This window comes from Psychrobacter sp. H8-1, from assembly GCF_904846575.1.
Lineage (GTDB): Bacteria > Pseudomonadota > Gammaproteobacteria > Pseudomonadales > Moraxellaceae > Psychrobacter > Psychrobacter fulvigenes.
The window spans coordinates 1194127-1208637 of sequence record NZ_CAJHBG010000001.1 but is presented as its reverse complement, the minus strand read 5'-3'; the positions used below and the strand labels follow the sequence as shown (position 1 = coordinate 1208637).

12 protein-coding genes are annotated in these 14511 nt (G+C 41.9%); 6 read left to right on the top strand and 6 right to left on the bottom strand.

The annotated features are described in order from the left end of the window. Positions 1 to 65 precede the first annotated feature (65 nt). From JMY01_RS05080 to JMY01_RS05065, 4 genes are all read left to right on the top strand, one after another. Entirely contained in the window at positions 66 to 1367 is a 1302-nt protein-coding gene (locus tag JMY01_RS05080) for a hypothetical protein (RefSeq protein ID WP_201574567.1), read from the top strand. A gap of 617 nt (positions 1368 to 1984) precedes the next feature. Continuing rightward, on the top strand, positions 1985 to 4084 hold the full coding sequence (locus JMY01_RS05075) for a RecQ family ATP-dependent DNA helicase (RefSeq protein ID WP_201574565.1): 2100 nt from the start codon (positions 1985 to 1987) through the stop codon (positions 4082 to 4084). Next, entirely contained in the window at positions 4081 to 5460 is a 1380-nt protein-coding gene (locus JMY01_RS05070) for a DNA-processing protein DprA (protein ID WP_201574562.1), read from the top strand. The genes JMY01_RS05075 and JMY01_RS05070 overlap by 4 nt, the downstream gene beginning before the upstream one ends. Positions 5461 to 5781: 321 nt before the next feature. Then, positions 5782 to 6234 carry an IS630 family transposase gene (locus tag JMY01_RS05065; RefSeq protein WP_227677682.1) on the top strand — a complete coding sequence of 151 codons (453 nt, stop codon included), beginning with the start codon at positions 5782 to 5784 and terminating at the stop codon, positions 6232 to 6234. Positions 6235 to 6625: 391 nt separating this feature from the next. On the opposite strand, the gene ppc is transcribed toward JMY01_RS05065, so the two are convergent. After that, the gene (gene ppc / locus JMY01_RS05060) at positions 6626 to 9400 is read right to left on the bottom strand and encodes a phosphoenolpyruvate carboxylase (RefSeq protein ID WP_201574561.1); all 2775 of its coding nucleotides are present in this window, start codon (positions 9398 to 9400) and stop codon (positions 6626 to 6628) included. 232 nt (positions 9401 to 9632) lie between these two features. On the opposite strand from ppc, the gene JMY01_RS05055 reads away from it, so the two are divergent. Together JMY01_RS05055 and JMY01_RS05050 are read left to right on the top strand one after the other, a co-directional pair. Continuing rightward, positions 9633 to 9983, top strand: coding sequence for an IS630 transposase-related protein (locus JMY01_RS05055; protein ID WP_201574560.1), 351 nt, complete (start codon positions 9633 to 9635; stop codon positions 9981 to 9983). Then, positions 9910 to 10482 carry an IS630 family transposase gene (locus JMY01_RS05050; RefSeq protein ID WP_201574559.1) on the top strand — a complete coding sequence of 191 codons (573 nt, stop codon included), beginning with the start codon at positions 9910 to 9912 and terminating at the stop codon, positions 10480 to 10482. Before JMY01_RS05055 ends, JMY01_RS05050 begins: the two co-directional genes overlap by 74 nt. A gap of 245 nt (positions 10483 to 10727) precedes the next feature. On the opposite strand, the gene JMY01_RS05045 is transcribed toward JMY01_RS05050, so the two are convergent. The 5 genes from JMY01_RS05045 to JMY01_RS05030 all read right to left on the bottom strand — a co-directional run bounded on the left by JMY01_RS05045 (position 10728) and on the right by JMY01_RS05030 (position 14445). Continuing rightward, positions 10728 to 11357 (bottom strand): IS630 family transposase, encoded by a 630-nt coding sequence (locus tag JMY01_RS05045; RefSeq protein ID WP_227677677.1) that lies wholly within the window; start codon positions 11355 to 11357, stop codon positions 10728 to 10730. Beyond that, positions 11333 to 11572 carry a transposase gene (locus JMY01_RS14070; RefSeq protein ID WP_227677680.1) on the bottom strand — a complete coding sequence of 80 codons (240 nt, stop codon included), beginning with the start codon at positions 11570 to 11572 and terminating at the stop codon, positions 11333 to 11335. The genes JMY01_RS05045 and JMY01_RS14070 overlap by 25 nt, the downstream gene beginning before the upstream one ends. A 66-nt stretch (positions 11573 to 11638) precedes the next feature. Further along, a complete protein-coding gene (gene dmpG / locus JMY01_RS05040; protein WP_201574558.1) occupies positions 11639 to 12658 on the bottom strand; it encodes a 4-hydroxy-2-oxovalerate aldolase in 1020 nt (339 codons plus the stop codon). A gap of 3 nt (positions 12659 to 12661) precedes the next feature. Further along, positions 12662 to 13603 carry an acetaldehyde dehydrogenase (acetylating) gene (locus JMY01_RS05035; protein WP_201574557.1) on the bottom strand — a complete coding sequence of 314 codons (942 nt, stop codon included), beginning with the start codon at positions 13601 to 13603 and terminating at the stop codon, positions 12662 to 12664. A gap of 56 nt (positions 13604 to 13659) precedes the next feature. Next, entirely contained in the window at positions 13660 to 14445 is a 786-nt protein-coding gene (locus JMY01_RS05030; RefSeq protein ID WP_201574554.1) for a 2-keto-4-pentenoate hydratase, read from the bottom strand. Positions 14446 to 14511: the final 66 nt, after the last annotated feature.

Here is a 14511-nt window from a genome sequence, read left to right as displayed (position 1 = left end):
AAACAAGCATGGCAAGCCAGCCTTGAAGCTGAAGATAAGTTTAAAACTATACTAACTAGGTTTCTATGATGAATAAGCACTTAAATATTTTTAAAACATACACTAAGAAAAATAGAAGCTATCAACTAGAAAATGACTTAACGAGAGCTTTAGCAATATGCTTACAAGAAGACGCGCTGTTTTTCCATGAAGTACTGAAAACAATCATCGATGACTCAGATTTGTACAACAGGTTATTTGAAGATCTTGATGGCGATACAGAGGTACAAATAGAGATCCAAAAGAGGACCAGTCTAATTGAAGAGTTTGACAAGGTCTTCGCCGTTTCGTTGAGCGAAAGTGCTATGTCTAATTTTTGGCAACAAAATCACAATTCTGAGTATGATCCAATTTGCGATTTAGTAATTACTATAAACAATATACTCATTGTTGTAGAAGCTAAAAGAGATAACATCGACTGCACTTCTCAACTCTATAACCAAATACTCAATATTTTCAATAAGCAGAATAAGCCTTTCGAAAATAACCAAGAAGCAATTACGCCGTTTGATTTGAATTGGAAAAAATTAATGGCGATAGCCGTCAAAGTCGCTAGTTTTGAAAAGACGACAGGTAATACAAACCGATTCCTCACCGATTTTATCCAACTAGTCAAAGAACATAACTTTAGCTGGTTACCCGAGACACCGATCGGGTCTCTAAAAAACGTTAACGCTAAATCTATTTTTAGAAGAATTGAATCAGCAATTATAAAGTTTTGTGATAATAACGAAGCAATAGAAAAGCTCGCTTATAGAGACCGATTAGGCACCACATTTACAAAGGGGTGGGCTAACGAAGTGTTATTTAATGTAGATAAAAAAACAGGCGATCTTGTAGTAGAGATATACCCTGGTAATACCAAAGGTCAAGGTTATCATATCTTTCGCAATGAACCCCAATTTAACCCTCAATTAAATATTGATGGTGAATGTTACGCTATAGAGAAAAACTACCATATCAAATTAATGGGGCAATCATACATCACTGGTCTTTGGCTAGACGAAGATGATTTTAAAAAAAACCTCTATACCAAACGAAATTTTCAAAAAAACACGGGTAGAGTCAGAAGGGAGGCTTGGAAAGAGACCGAAGCTTTGTTAGATGAGCACATAAGCTTCGATTGGAAAAGCAAGTGTCAGTGGCAAGATAAAGTTTTAAATTCAAATAGAACCTTGTTCAATATTTCTTTCGGTTATTATATTAACGTAAGAATACCTTTCGAGAGATTATCACAATTAGATGTTTACCATAATGACATTATTCCTTTAGCCCATTTGATTGAGAGTATTTATAAAGCGTTTGAAGCCACTTTGCTTATCGAGTAAGCATCAATATGATGACCCAACAAGAATTAGAGAAATACAACTGGGACGCCGCCACTACTATGCGCGGCACCATCAATACAGGCGACTACAAGTAGTATATCTTCCCATCACTATTCTTTAAGCGTATGTTCGATGAAGAGTTTGAGAAAGCTTTAGTTGAATCAGATGGCGATATAGAGTACGCCGCCTTTGCAGAAAATCACCATTTCTAAATTCCAGAAGGGGCGCGCTGGCAAGACATTCGTGAAACTACAGTTAACATTGATTAGCACTGCAAGGTGCTATATGGGCGATTGAGCAAGCCACTCCAGAAACGTTACAAAGTATTTTGGGTTCAGAAACCTATATTTTAATATTTTTGAGAGCCTACCTAACTAGAGCTTAGTTACTAAAAATGTAGCCAAGTTTTCAAAATACAAAGTTTGTAGTTAACTTCTTAAATCTTATTCTTTATCAGGTATTTTAGAATAAATTAGGGTCTAAGACTCAGGTAGAAAACATATTCGAACAGGCATACGAGTTAAAAGAATAGAACAAGAAGCTCGCTCAAGCTCGTGACCTCCTACTACCCAAACTTATGAGCGGCGCGAGCTAAACGTGTAAATCAAGGAGTGATAATGAACCGGATCCAAGCCCAACAACTATTGCAAACTGCATTGGCAAACCCGACAGCAGAGTTCCGTGATGGACAGTGGGAAGCCATTGATGCTTTGGTCAATCTTCGACAGAAACTTCTAGTGGTGCAGCGTACCGGTTGGGGTAAAAGCTCGGTTTACTTTATCAGTACCAAAATCTTTCGTGACCGAGGTATGGGGCCAACGATTATTATCTCGCCCCTACTCGCCCTGATGCGCAACCAGATCGAATCAGCCCAGCGTTTGGGTATAGTAGCGGAGACCATGAATTCTACGAATATCGATGAATGGCATTCGGTGACTCAGCGCATTCTTAATAATGAAATAGACTGTTTGTTGATTTCTCCTGAGCGCTTAGCTAACGACAGCTTTATCGAAAAGGTGTTACAGCCGATTGCCGACCGCATCGCTCTGATGGTGATTGATGAAGCGCACTGCATTTCTGATTGGGGTCATGACTTTCGCCCAGATTATCGCCGTATTACAAATATTTTGCGCCAGTTACCCTCCAACACGCCAGTACTGGGTACTACAGCGACAGCTAACAACCGGGTAATCGAAGACATACAAACCCAGCTGGGTGATATCAATATTCATCGTGGTCCACTAACTCGTGAAAGTCTCGCTCTACAAACCATGATATTGCCTGATCAGGCTTCACGATTAGCTTGGTTAGCACAGGTGATACCTACGTTACCGGGTACAGGTATCGTTTATACCTTAACAGTAAGGGATGCTGAGCAAGTAGCCGAGTGGCTGGTCGCTAATGATATAGATGCCAAGGCATACCACGGCAGTGTTACACATGATAGCTTTGAAGACAGTAATACCTATCGTCAGCATCTAGAAAACCTGCTTCTCAATAACCAGTTAAAGGTGTTAGTAGCCACCACGGCGCTAGGTATGGGTTACGACAAGCCTGATTTAAGCTTTGTAATTCATTATCAGGCGCCAAGCTCTATCGTTGCCTATTACCAACAGGTGGGTCGTGCTGGTCGCGGTATTGATCATGCTGTGGGTATGTTGATGTCGGGTATGGAAGATCATAATATTCATGAGTTCTTCCGAGAATCGGCTTTTCCTTCAGAAGTGCAAGTGAATGAGATTTTACAGGTATTGGAAAACAGCGATGGCTTATCGATTCGCAGTATGGAAGAGCAAACTAATCTGCGTCATGGCCAGATTGAAAAAGTACTGAAGCTGCTGAGTGTCGAAAGTCCGGCGCCAGTAATCAAAGATGGCAGCCGTTGGGTTAGGACACCAGTGCCCTATAAAATGGACCATGCCCGAATCACTCACTTAACAGGACAACGTGTACAGGAATGGCAAGAAGTGCAGAAATATCTGGATAATACTAATTGTAAAATGACATTTTTACGCCGTGCGCTAGACGATCTAGATCCTACACCGTGCGGTAAATGTTCGTCTTGCTTAGGTCAACCTGTTATCAATATTTTGGTTGATCCTACTTTGGCACATCGTGCAGGTACTTTCCTTAAGCATGCAGAAATGGTGATTACCCCAAAAGCAAAAGTTGCAGCCAATGCGTTTCTAGATTATGGCTTTCGCGGCAATCTACCCCAGAAACTTCGCGCACAAGAAGGCCGTGTTTTGTCCCGTTGGGGTGATGCAGGTTGGGGGAAGATGGTTGCCGACAATAAGCATGCAGGTCGATTTAGTGATGAATTAGTTAAAGCTATAGCAGAAATGATTCAACAACGTTGGCAGCCCAATCCAGCGCCTCAGTGGGTGTGTTGTGTGCCGTCACGCTATCATTCTGAGTTGGTACCGGGTTTTGCACAACGTTTGGCTGATCGATTAGGTTTACCATTTGTAGATGCCGTGAGTAAAATCAAAGATAATCAACCACAAAAAGGCCAGCAAAATCGCTTCCACCAATGTCGCAATCTGGATGGTGTATTTGCTGTGACTCAGCCTTATGAGGGACAACCGGTTTTATTAGTAGATGATATTGTAGACTCCGGTTGGACACTCACAGTAATTGCGGCACTTTTACAGCAAGCCGGTAGCGGTTTGGTCTACCCTATTGCGCTTGCTTCATCTTCGGTGAAAGACTCATGAATGCATCTAACTTATTATCTCCTACAGCCCAAGCAACCTTGCTACTAACGAGCTATTTTTCAAAATCCAGTAACGAAAGTGCTAAGCCACTAAGTAATGCAGAATGGGGTCGCTTTGCCTTGTGGTTAAAAGAAAAGTCTATTACACCAGCTGACCTATTGGTTGGCGATCCTCAATCCTTGCTGCAAGGCTGGCATGATACGCGTATCAGTGCGGAGCGTATCATTGAATTGTTGAAGCGTGGTCATAGCCTTGCACTGGCTATGGAGAAATGGCAACGTGCAGGCCTTTGGGTAGTAACACGTTCCGACACGGAATATCCGAAGCGATTAAAACAGCGATTGAAAACAGACTGCCCTCCTGTATTGTTTGGCTGCGGAAATAAAGACTTATTAAATTCAGGTGGCTTAGCAGTGATCGGCTCGCGCAATGCTAGTGATTCAGACCTCGCCTTTACAGACCAGATAGGTGCTAAAGCATCATCAGAGAATATTGCTATTATCTCTGGTGGCGCACGTGGTGTCGATGAGACAGTAATGATTGGAGCTATGAGACAAGGGGGTATGGTCGTAGGCGTAATGGCTGACCGCCTTTTAAGAGCTGCAACCAGTAGCAAGTGGCGAAAAGGTCTGATGGAAGGCAATGTTGTATTAGTATCGCCTTTCTATCCTGAAGCTGGGTTTAATGTCGGTAACGCCATGGCTCGTAACAAATATATTTATTGTCTAGCGGATAGCTCTCTGGTAATTCATTCTGGTAAAAAAGGTGGCACACTCAGCGGCGCACAAGAAAACCTGAAAAAAACTTGGGTGCCGTTATGGATTAAACAAACCACAGACAAAGATGCTGCTAATGCCGATTTGGTTGCCAAAGGTGGCAACTGGTTAAAAGCAGATATTCAAGCCTTCTCAATTACAGATTTAATGAACAATAAAGAAGAACCTGTGAATCAGGTAAGCGAACCTACAGGTAATCTGTTTTCTACATATGCACAGCCTGAATTGTTTACTGAAACAGATTTTGAACCTGCGCTCACACCTGACTCTAAAGAAAACGTCAACGAAGTAATAATCGATAGAACAGCTATTGAGCTGCAAGCTGAGAATAAAGCTGACTCAACAGATGCTGCCGAAATCGACAATATGCCATTAGAACCTATAGATTTTTATAAATTGTTTATCTCTGAGCTTCAACACTTGGCTGAGGATCCAATCACTATCGACGAGCTGATTGAAAGCACCCAGCTCCATAAGTCTCAATTAACTGAGTGGCTTAAACACGCTATTGATGAAGAAGTTGTGAAGAAGCTCAATCGTCCAGTACGTTATCAAGTCAAAAATAGTGAATGGAAAGATTGTAGTGGCATAAAAAAATAGGTCAGCGAATAAGAGTATATATGTTTGCTGAGTAGCTAAATGAGTACTATATCTGAATCAAGTTAAAGATTCAGTTTTGAATTTGAGAGTGATATTTGAGAGCGATATTAGAGATCAGTTAACCTACACTATAAATTATTAGGTAATGGATCCCTCAATATTATAGTGTTCGGAATATTATTAATATCTATACTTACTATGGGTTTATTTAAATCTGATGAGTCGAAAAAGACCTATATGCTATTATTTATATAGTGTATAAGACTGAGGCATAAAGTTTATTCTTCTCAGGTGATATTGTTAATATCGGGGTTTGTGTATATGAATGAGAGCGGCTTTGAGGCTGAAACTATAAGACGTTACGGATACTCACCGATAGGCAAACCCTGTATCGACAGCTACAACTGGCAAGCAAAAAAGCGCACTAATGTCATCGGTGCTTTGTATAGAAAGATGCTGTTTGCGCTTGATTACTTTGAACAAAATATCAACAGCCATATATTTTATGACTGGTGCAAATATACGCTTATTCCAAGTCTCAAGACTAAATGCGTGATCGTTATGGATAATGCCCGCTTTCATAAGAGCAAGCGTATTCAAAAACTACTGAACAGGCACGGCCATCGTATTCTATGGCTGCCACCCTACAGTCCTGATCTAAACCCCATTGAAAAGAAATGGGCTCAAGCTAAGTTTCTACGCCAAGGGTGGATGGAGAATAATCTGCCTAAGCTATTTCAGGATATGGGCTGTATTTATTTTATTGTGAACTGACTATACTAAAAACCTCATTAGTACAGTGATAGTGATATTAAAATGTTGAATCAATATATAGCATAACTGATTTTAATAAAAGTATAAAATAATGCTAACACTATATATAGCATAGCGTTAACATTATTCTATATTTACAATTTTACTTAGGTGATGTGCTTAATATTGGGGTTTGATACTGGGGTTTTCTTAAGTGCTATAACGTTAGTTAGTAAGGGAATGAGATTATCATTATAACGAGCAAAGCTTTCAATATTTAAGTTTAAAATACTATAAAAAAATTGCTAGAACCATACATAATATAGTATTAGCAATCTTTTATAGTTTAGTATTTTATTTAGGTGAGGTTCTTAATATTAGGATCATAGCATCGCAAAGACTAATTATACTATTAACCCGTATTGCGTAGACCCGCTGCCAAAGCATTGATACTACGGATTAATGGATCTTCAACAGCAAGATCATCGTCATTATCTGTAGTGTCTTTTTGTCTGGCACGTTTCAACAACTCGATTTGGATGTAATTAATCGGATCTAAATAAGCGTTTCGCCATTGTAGTGACGCGGCAAGGTTTTGCTGATGCGCCAATAACGATGTCTGGTTAAGCAAAGAGTTCAAACCTGAGAAGGTTAGATGATGCTCATCGATTACCGCTTGCATAATCTTTTCACGTAATCCCTCATCTTCACATAACTGGCTATAAGCCTGAGCAATGCTCATCTCAGACTTGGTAAAAGCCATTTCAATATTACTAATAAATACGTTAAAAAATGGCCAGCAGCTATTCATCTCCCTCATTAAAGCTTCGTCTTCTTTAACGCTATGAAGAGCACTACCTACGCCATACCAAGCTGGTAGGGTAAAGCGCGCTAAAGACCAACCAAATACCCAAGGAATCGCCCGCAAGGTTGTCTTACTTGGCAGCCCTTTATTACGGTGCGCTGGGCGCGAGCCGATATTTAATAAAGAGATTTCCTGCACTGGCGTCACTTGTGAATAGAACTGATAAAACCCTTCGGTATGGTCCGTAAGCGTACGATAACTTTGTTCACCCGCATCTGCTAAACGCGCAAAGAGTGCTTCATAATTTGGTAGTTCAGGCGGTTGCACCACAAATCTTGTTGAGCACGCTTTAAGCGTACCAGTGATGCCCATGGTAAGCTCAAACACAGCAGTATCGGTGTTGGCATATTTGGCATAAAGCACTTCGCCCTGCTCGGTTACTTTAATTTCTCCATGCAGTGTCCCTGCGGGCTGAGCGGCAATTGCATTATGCGTTGAGCCACCGCCACGACTGACAGAGCCACCGCGCCCATGAAACAGGCGTGTTTTGATACCATATTCAGCAGCGATACGGTTAATGGTTTGCTGCGCGCTATAGAGCTGCCATGCAGACGTAATAATACCGCCATCTTTCGATGAATCTGAATAACCTAACATGATTTCTTGGGTATTATCTGAGTGCGCAAGCAACCCTCGATATAGCGGATTGTCCAAGACGGCAGGTAAGATCTTATCGATATTTTTAAGATCTTCGATGGTTTCAAACAAGGGCGCAACGGGTAAGTCAGCAGACAGCTGACCTGCATCATCAACTCTGCATAAGCCTGCAAAACGCATCAGTAGTAAGACTTCTAATAATTGACTGGCATTGTTGGTCATCGAAATCACATAACTGCCGAAAGTATCTTGCCCGACCAGTTTACGTAATGTCGCCACAGAGTGCATCAAGGCTAACTGTTCGCGGGTTTTTTCTTTTAAATTATCCGTATAAATGAGCGGTGTACCGGGCTTTGCAAGTAAACGCGTCAACCACTCTTGGCGCTCGGTTTCACCTAGAGTCTGATAGTCTGGTAAGTTCGAGGCATTGGCGAAAATATCGGCGATCACTTCACTATGATAAGACGACTCTTGGCGGATATCGAGCGCTGCTAGATGAAAGCCGCAGGTTTTGACCAGACGAATCGTATCGAGTAATAGCCCTTCGCCATGTGCTTTGTCATGAGTATTGACACTTTTTCGAATGATACGTAAATCTTCTAACAACTCTTGCGGGTTGGCGTAAGCATCGTGTGCGGCGTCGAGGTCTGTACCTTTACTTTGAATATGACGATTGGTCGCTTTTATTTTGGCAAGAATAATCGACAACAATCTGCGGTACGGCTCATTGTTGTAATCGTCAGGATTATAATAAAATACTTTTTGATCGAGAGTGGCGTACGCTTTTATACGAGCATAAACGTCTGGCGCAATCTTGATAATCGTATCGCTGTGAATGAGTTCACGACGCAGTTTTTTTAGCAGGACTTGATAATGACGTAGCACGGTATGGGCATGCATCAATACCGCCATTTCTGTGGTGTCATGAGTGACAAAGGGATTGCCATCTCTATCGCCACCTATCCAAGAGCCAAAGCTCATAAAGGCAGGTAACGGGTAGTCTGTTAGCTCTGGATAGATATCGATAATGGCGTCTTTAATATTACGATAAACCTTTGGAATGGCATTAAATAAACTGGCATTAAAATAATGCAGACCGTTATTTATCTCGTCATAGACTAATGGCTTACGCGTACGCACTTCATCCGATGACCATAATAAATCAATCGTCTGCGCCGTTTTTTCTTTTGCTTGTTCGTAGGCAAAGCTGTCTTCTGCAAGATTGTTTAAGGCGTCGCTATGAGTAAATAGACTCTGCAATAGATTCATGGTCGTACGGCGGCGCGCTTCAGTAGGATGGGCGGTAAAGACTGGGATGAATTTTAGCTGTTCAATCAGCTCTTGCATTTGGGCAGGTTCAATATTGCGTTCGCGACATTCAAGCAAGGTGCGGCGAAACGAGCCTTCCCAGCTTTGATCGGATTGCATACGTAAGGCATGACGCTGCTCGCGTAAGTAATTTTCCTCACTTAGATTTGCTAAAAAGAAATAGATAGAAAAGCTGCGGATGACATTTTTTAAGGTTCGATTATCTAACGAGGCGATGAAGTCGATAAGTTGTTGCTTATTCGCTTCGTTAGGCTCACGGCGTTGTTGAATAAAACCTTTACGCAGAGTTTCAATCGTATTAAGTGTTTCTTCGCCAGTCTGGCGAGAAATCGCATCTCCTAGGAATGAGCCTAATAAGCTGATGCGTTCACGTAATACGTCATTATTTATAGTCATCCTTAATCTTCCTTTAGTTGTTTTCCCCTAAGAATATTCACTCTTCAAGCTTTAATATTTATTAGAATGACCTTATATCTTATTATTTAATCTATATAAGTAATTTATTAACTGTAACAAAATTTAACTTAATGAATTAAAAATATAGAAGGTCGTGAACACTATACTATAGTCAATCCCACCTAAAAGTGTTATAAACTAACTATCAAATTCAATTGTTATTATAAAGACCATGACTTACTCACTAGATTTTCGCAAACAAGTACTAAAAAGCTTAGACGAGGGTATGACCTTTGCCGAGGCAGCTAAATTCTATAACCTCAGCCCAACCACCATACAAAACTGGAAGAGACGTGTTCATAGCAAAACAACCAGGCAAACCAAACCCTATAAAATACCAGATGATGTGCTACTTAATGATGTTCAAGAACATCCCGATGATTACCAGTATGAGCGAGCTCGTCGTCTAAACTGTAGTAAAACAGGCATTTATCATGCCCTAAAGCGACTTGGCATCAGTCAAAAAAAAGACCTTAGAACACCCAAAAGCCTGTCCGATCAAAAGAGCGATATACCACAGTAAGCTTGATAACTTTAAACAACAAGGCTATCCCATCGTCTATATGGATGAAAGCGGCTTTGAGCACGAGACCATTCGCTCTCATGGTTATGCACCGATTGGTAAACCCTGTATCGATAGTTACAACTGGCAAGGTAAAAAGCGAACCAACGTTATCGGTGCTCTATATGAAAAGATGCTGTTTGCCCTAGATTACTTTAAGCACAACATTAACAGCAGCATATTCTACGACTGGTGCAAACACAAGCTAATCCCAAGTCTTAAAACCAAATGCGTGATTGTCATGGATAATGCCAGATTTCATAAGAATAAACGCATTCAAAAGCTACTGAACAGGCACGGTCATCGTATTCTTTGGCTACCGCCGTACAGCCCTGATCTGAACCCTATCGAGAAAAAATGGGCTCAGGTAAAGTTTCTACGCCAAGGCTGGTTGGAAAATGACTTATCCAAGTTGTTTTATGATGTTTGTCCTAACCATAACAATTTTATTTTGAACTGACTATAGTTAAGTGTAAACGACCTCTTATTATTAAATTCTTTATTCTTTATTAAGTTGCGTCATTATAAATGAGGTTTAAAATACTAATGCTTGAGTCTATATTCAGTTCAAAATAAAATCGATACGCTAATATTAACTTGCAACTAATAGAGATTTTCTTTACGTCCTGCATCTACGCTGACAGAGACTGCGCAAAATTAATTCTAGCTGCAATGTATCGGTTTTAAAGTGAGTCAACTATATAGTCAATCCACAATAAAAGAGATACAACCCATATCATGAAATACCTTAGGCAGATTATTCTCCATCCAGCCTTGGCGTAGAAACTTAGCTTGAGCCCATTTCTTTTCAATGGGATTAAGATCAGGACTGTACGGTGGTAGCCACAAAATACGATGACCATGTCTGTTGAGTAGTTTTTGGATACGCTTATTTTTATGAAACCGAGCATTATCCATGACAATAACGCATTTGGTTTTAAGGCTTGGGATTAGTGTTCGTTTGCACCAGTTGTAGAATATGGTGCTGTTAATATTCTGCTCAAAGTAATCAAGCGCAAACAGCATTTTTTCATACAATGCCCCGATGACATTCGTACGCTTTTTTGCTTGCCAGTTGTAGCTATCTATACAGGGTGTACCTATCGGTGCATAGCCATGAGAGCGGATAGTCTCGTGCTCAAAGCCGCTTTCATCCATATAGACAATGGGATAGCCTTGCTGTTTAAAGTGATCAAGCCTACTCTGGAATATCGCTCTTTTGATCGGACAGGCTTTTGGATGTTCCAAGGTCTTTTTTTGACTGATACCAAGACGCTTTAAGGCAATCTCAATGCCTGATTTGCTACAATTTAAACGCTGTGCTCGCTCATACATGTAATCGTCTGGATATTGCGCAACGTCTTGAAGAAGTCTTCATTTGGTATTTTACTGGGTGCTTTATCCCGAGATTGTTTGATTGTTGGGTTTTTCAACCAGCGTTGTAATGCCGTCTTGCTAACGTCATAGAAAGTACACGCTTCACGAATAGTCATGTCTTTGTTTTTGACGCTTTTGATCACTTGCGCCCGGAAGTCTGCAGAATAAGTCATCGTTATTAATATCTTTCTCTTAGTTTTAATAGTATTGTATCTTATTTATAAAAAAGACCGACTATACTACCCCTTAACTTTATTAATTAAGTCCAAGGCCACATCAACGATCATATCTTCTTGACCACCGATAAGCTTACGCTTGCCTACTTCGACCAATATCTCGCGCACATCAATATCGTATTGCTTCGACGCTTTTTCAGCGTGACGTAAGAAGCTAGAGTAAACACCAGCATAGCCAAGTGTCAGCGTCTCACGGTCTACCCGAACAGGCCGGTCTTGTAGCGGTCGCACCAAGTCTTCAGCCGCGTCCATCAATTTATAAAGGTCGCAGTTATGCTCCCAACCTAAGCGGTTGATGGCGGCAATAAACACTTCTAACGGTGCGTTTCCAGCGCCAGCGCCCATACCCGTTAAAGAAGCATCGACACGCGTTACGCCGTTTTCGACCGCGACAATACTATTAGCGACGCCTAGACTTAGGTTATGATGCGCATGAATACCAAGCTCAGTAGTATCATTTAGCGTATCTTTTAGCGCTTTAACCCTATCTGCAATATCATTCATATTCATCGCGCCGCCACTGTCTACGACATAGACACAACCTGCGCCATACGACTCCATGATTTTTGCTTGTTTGGCCAGTTTGGTGGGCGATACCATGTGCGACATCATCAAGAAGCCTATGGTGTCCATGCCCATCGCTTTTGCGGTTTCGATATGCTGTTTTGAGACGTCCGCTTCTGTACAATGGGTCGCAACACGCACTGAACGTACGCCCAAGTCATAAGCGCGCTTTAAATCCTTGACAGAGCCGATACCAGGTAGCAATAGCGTGGTCAATACGGTTTTGTCTAATACATCAGCAACCGCCTCAAGCCACTCCCAATCGGTATGCGCCCCAAAGCCATAGTTAAAACTGCTACCACTTAGGCCATCGCCATGCGCGACTTCAATAGCATCAACACCTGCCTCTTCAAGCGCTTTAGCGATATCACGGACCTGGTCAATACCGTATTGATGACGTATGGCATGCATACCGTCGCGAAGGGTGACGTCTTGGATATATAGTTTTTTATTAGTCATGATTTATGCTCCCCTTAATGCTTGTCTGGCTACCGCAATTTTTTCAGCAGTTTTCAGTGCCGCTGAGGTCATAATGTCTAGATTGCCCGCATACGAAGGCAGATAATGCGCCGCCCCTTCTACTTCGAGAAATACTGAGGTTTTGAGTCCTGTCAGCGTGCCGATATCTGGTATATGCAATGGGTTTTGCTCGGTATAACGCTCAAACTGTACTGTCTGCTTTAAACGATAACCCGGTACATAGCTTTGTACCTCTTTTACCATTTCATCAACACTGGCTCTAATATCGTCCTCATTCGCATCTTCAGAAAAGGTCAATACGGTGTCACGCATAATCATCGGAGGCTCAGCAGGGTTTAAGACAATAATCGCTTTGCCTTTTTTGGCACCGCCTACCTGTTCAATTGCTTGCGAGGTGGTTTCCGTAAACTCATCAATATTTGCACGAGTACCGGGTCCTGCAGATTTTGATGAGATGGAAGCGATGATTTCTGCATAGTGCACCGGTGCCACACGTGATACGGCATACACCATAGGAATGGTCGCTTGACCACCACACGTCACCATATTGACGTTAGGCTGGTCGATATTAGACTCGCCATTGACGGCTGGAACAATAAATGGGCCAATCGCAGCTGGGGTCAAATCAACAATGACTTTGCCCGCTTCACTACAAACTTTAGAATGGGTGGCATGTGCAGAGGCTGATGTGGCATCAAAGACAATCGCGATGTCTTCCCATTCAGGCATAGCCACTAAACCATTGATACCTTCGTGAGTGGTCGCGACGCCCATACGTTTGGCGCGCGCCAAGCCATCAGACTCAGGATCGACACCAACCATGGCGACAATCTCTAGCTCTTGAGAGGTTCTTAGAATTTTAATCATCAGATCGGTTCCAATATTTCCTGAACCGATGATGGCGACTTTCGCTTTCGTTGACATATTATTGACATCCTTTTCGATAGGTGGACTTCTTATTCGGTTTGCTATTTGGTTGATTAATCGATGAAACTCACTGACACACTATTGAGGCCATCTATGCTGGCGGTAAAGCTATCCCCTGATTTGACAGCTATCATTGGACCTAAAGCACCAGATAGCACCACATCACCTGCTTTGAGTGCCTGACCATTTTCGATCATCATATTGGCAAGCCAGAGTGTCGCCAATAAAGGGTTGCCTAAACACGCCCGACCTTCACCTTCAGAGACGACTGCATCACCATTTGCTAACTGCATTTTGCAGCTCTCTAAGTCCAGTTGGCTGAGTGGTACGGGAGTGGTTCCCACGATAATTCCGCTATAGGAAGCATTGTCAGCAATAGTGTCAAACAGGCTAATATCCCAGTTCGCCACACGGCTATCGACAATCTCTAAAGCGGCAACAGCATAGTCAACGGCGTTGATGACATCGATAATCGTCAAATGGTCAGCATCTAAGTCAGACTTCAGTACAAAGGCAATTTCAGCTTCAATTTTGGGCTGCAAAAACTGACCGACAGATATTTGCGCCCCTGAGCAATAGCAAGTATCGGCGTAGACCATGCCGTAGTCTGGTTGATCCACACCCAATTGTGCTTGCACGGCGGTTGAGGTCAGGCCAATCTTGCGACCAATAGTGACTCTACCTTGCTCACTCCAGCGGCGGTGATTCTCTTGCTGAATCTGATAAGCCAAAGAGATATCGGTAGCATCAACTTGGTCACGCAGTGGTGCGATTGCGCCTTTGGTATAAGCGTCAAAGATTGTGGTGGCCAACTCTGCAGCTTTACTGTGATCTTTCATAATTTAAAGCTCTCTTGTTAAATATATTTAAGTAATAAAATTGCAGCGTTAACATAAACAACTAGA

Coding starts and splice junctions, on each gene's coding strand:
- JMY01_RS05080 (WP_201574567.1), top strand. CDS start 66: ATGATGAATAAGCACTTAAATATTTTTAAAACATACACTAAGAAAAAT.
- JMY01_RS05075 (WP_201574565.1), top strand. CDS start 1,985: ATGAACCGGATCCAAGCCCAACAACTATTGCAAACTGCATTGGCAAAC.
- JMY01_RS05070 (WP_201574562.1), top strand. CDS start 4,081: ATGAATGCATCTAACTTATTATCTCCTACAGCCCAAGCAACCTTGCTA.
- JMY01_RS05065 (WP_227677682.1), top strand. CDS start 5,782: ATGAATGAGAGCGGCTTTGAGGCTGAAACTATAAGACGTTACGGATAC.
- ppc (WP_201574561.1), bottom strand. CDS start 9,400: ATGACTATAAATAATGACGTATTACGTGAACGCATCAGCTTATTAGGC.
- JMY01_RS05055 (WP_201574560.1), top strand. CDS start 9,633: ATGACTTACTCACTAGATTTTCGCAAACAAGTACTAAAAAGCTTAGAC.
- JMY01_RS05045 (WP_227677677.1), bottom strand. CDS start 11,357: ATGTATGAGCGAGCACAGCGTTTAAATTGTAGCAAATCAGGCATTGAG.
- JMY01_RS14070 (WP_227677680.1), bottom strand. CDS start 11,572: ATGACTTATTCTGCAGACTTCCGGGCGCAAGTGATCAAAAGCGTCAAA.
- dmpG (WP_201574558.1), bottom strand. CDS start 12,658: ATGACTAATAAAAAACTATATATCCAAGACGTCACCCTTCGCGACGGT.
- JMY01_RS05035 (WP_201574557.1), bottom strand. CDS start 13,603: ATGTCAACGAAAGCGAAAGTCGCCATCATCGGTTCAGGAAATATTGGA.
- JMY01_RS05030 (WP_201574554.1), bottom strand. CDS start 14,445: ATGAAAGATCACAGTAAAGCTGCAGAGTTGGCCACCACAATCTTTGAC.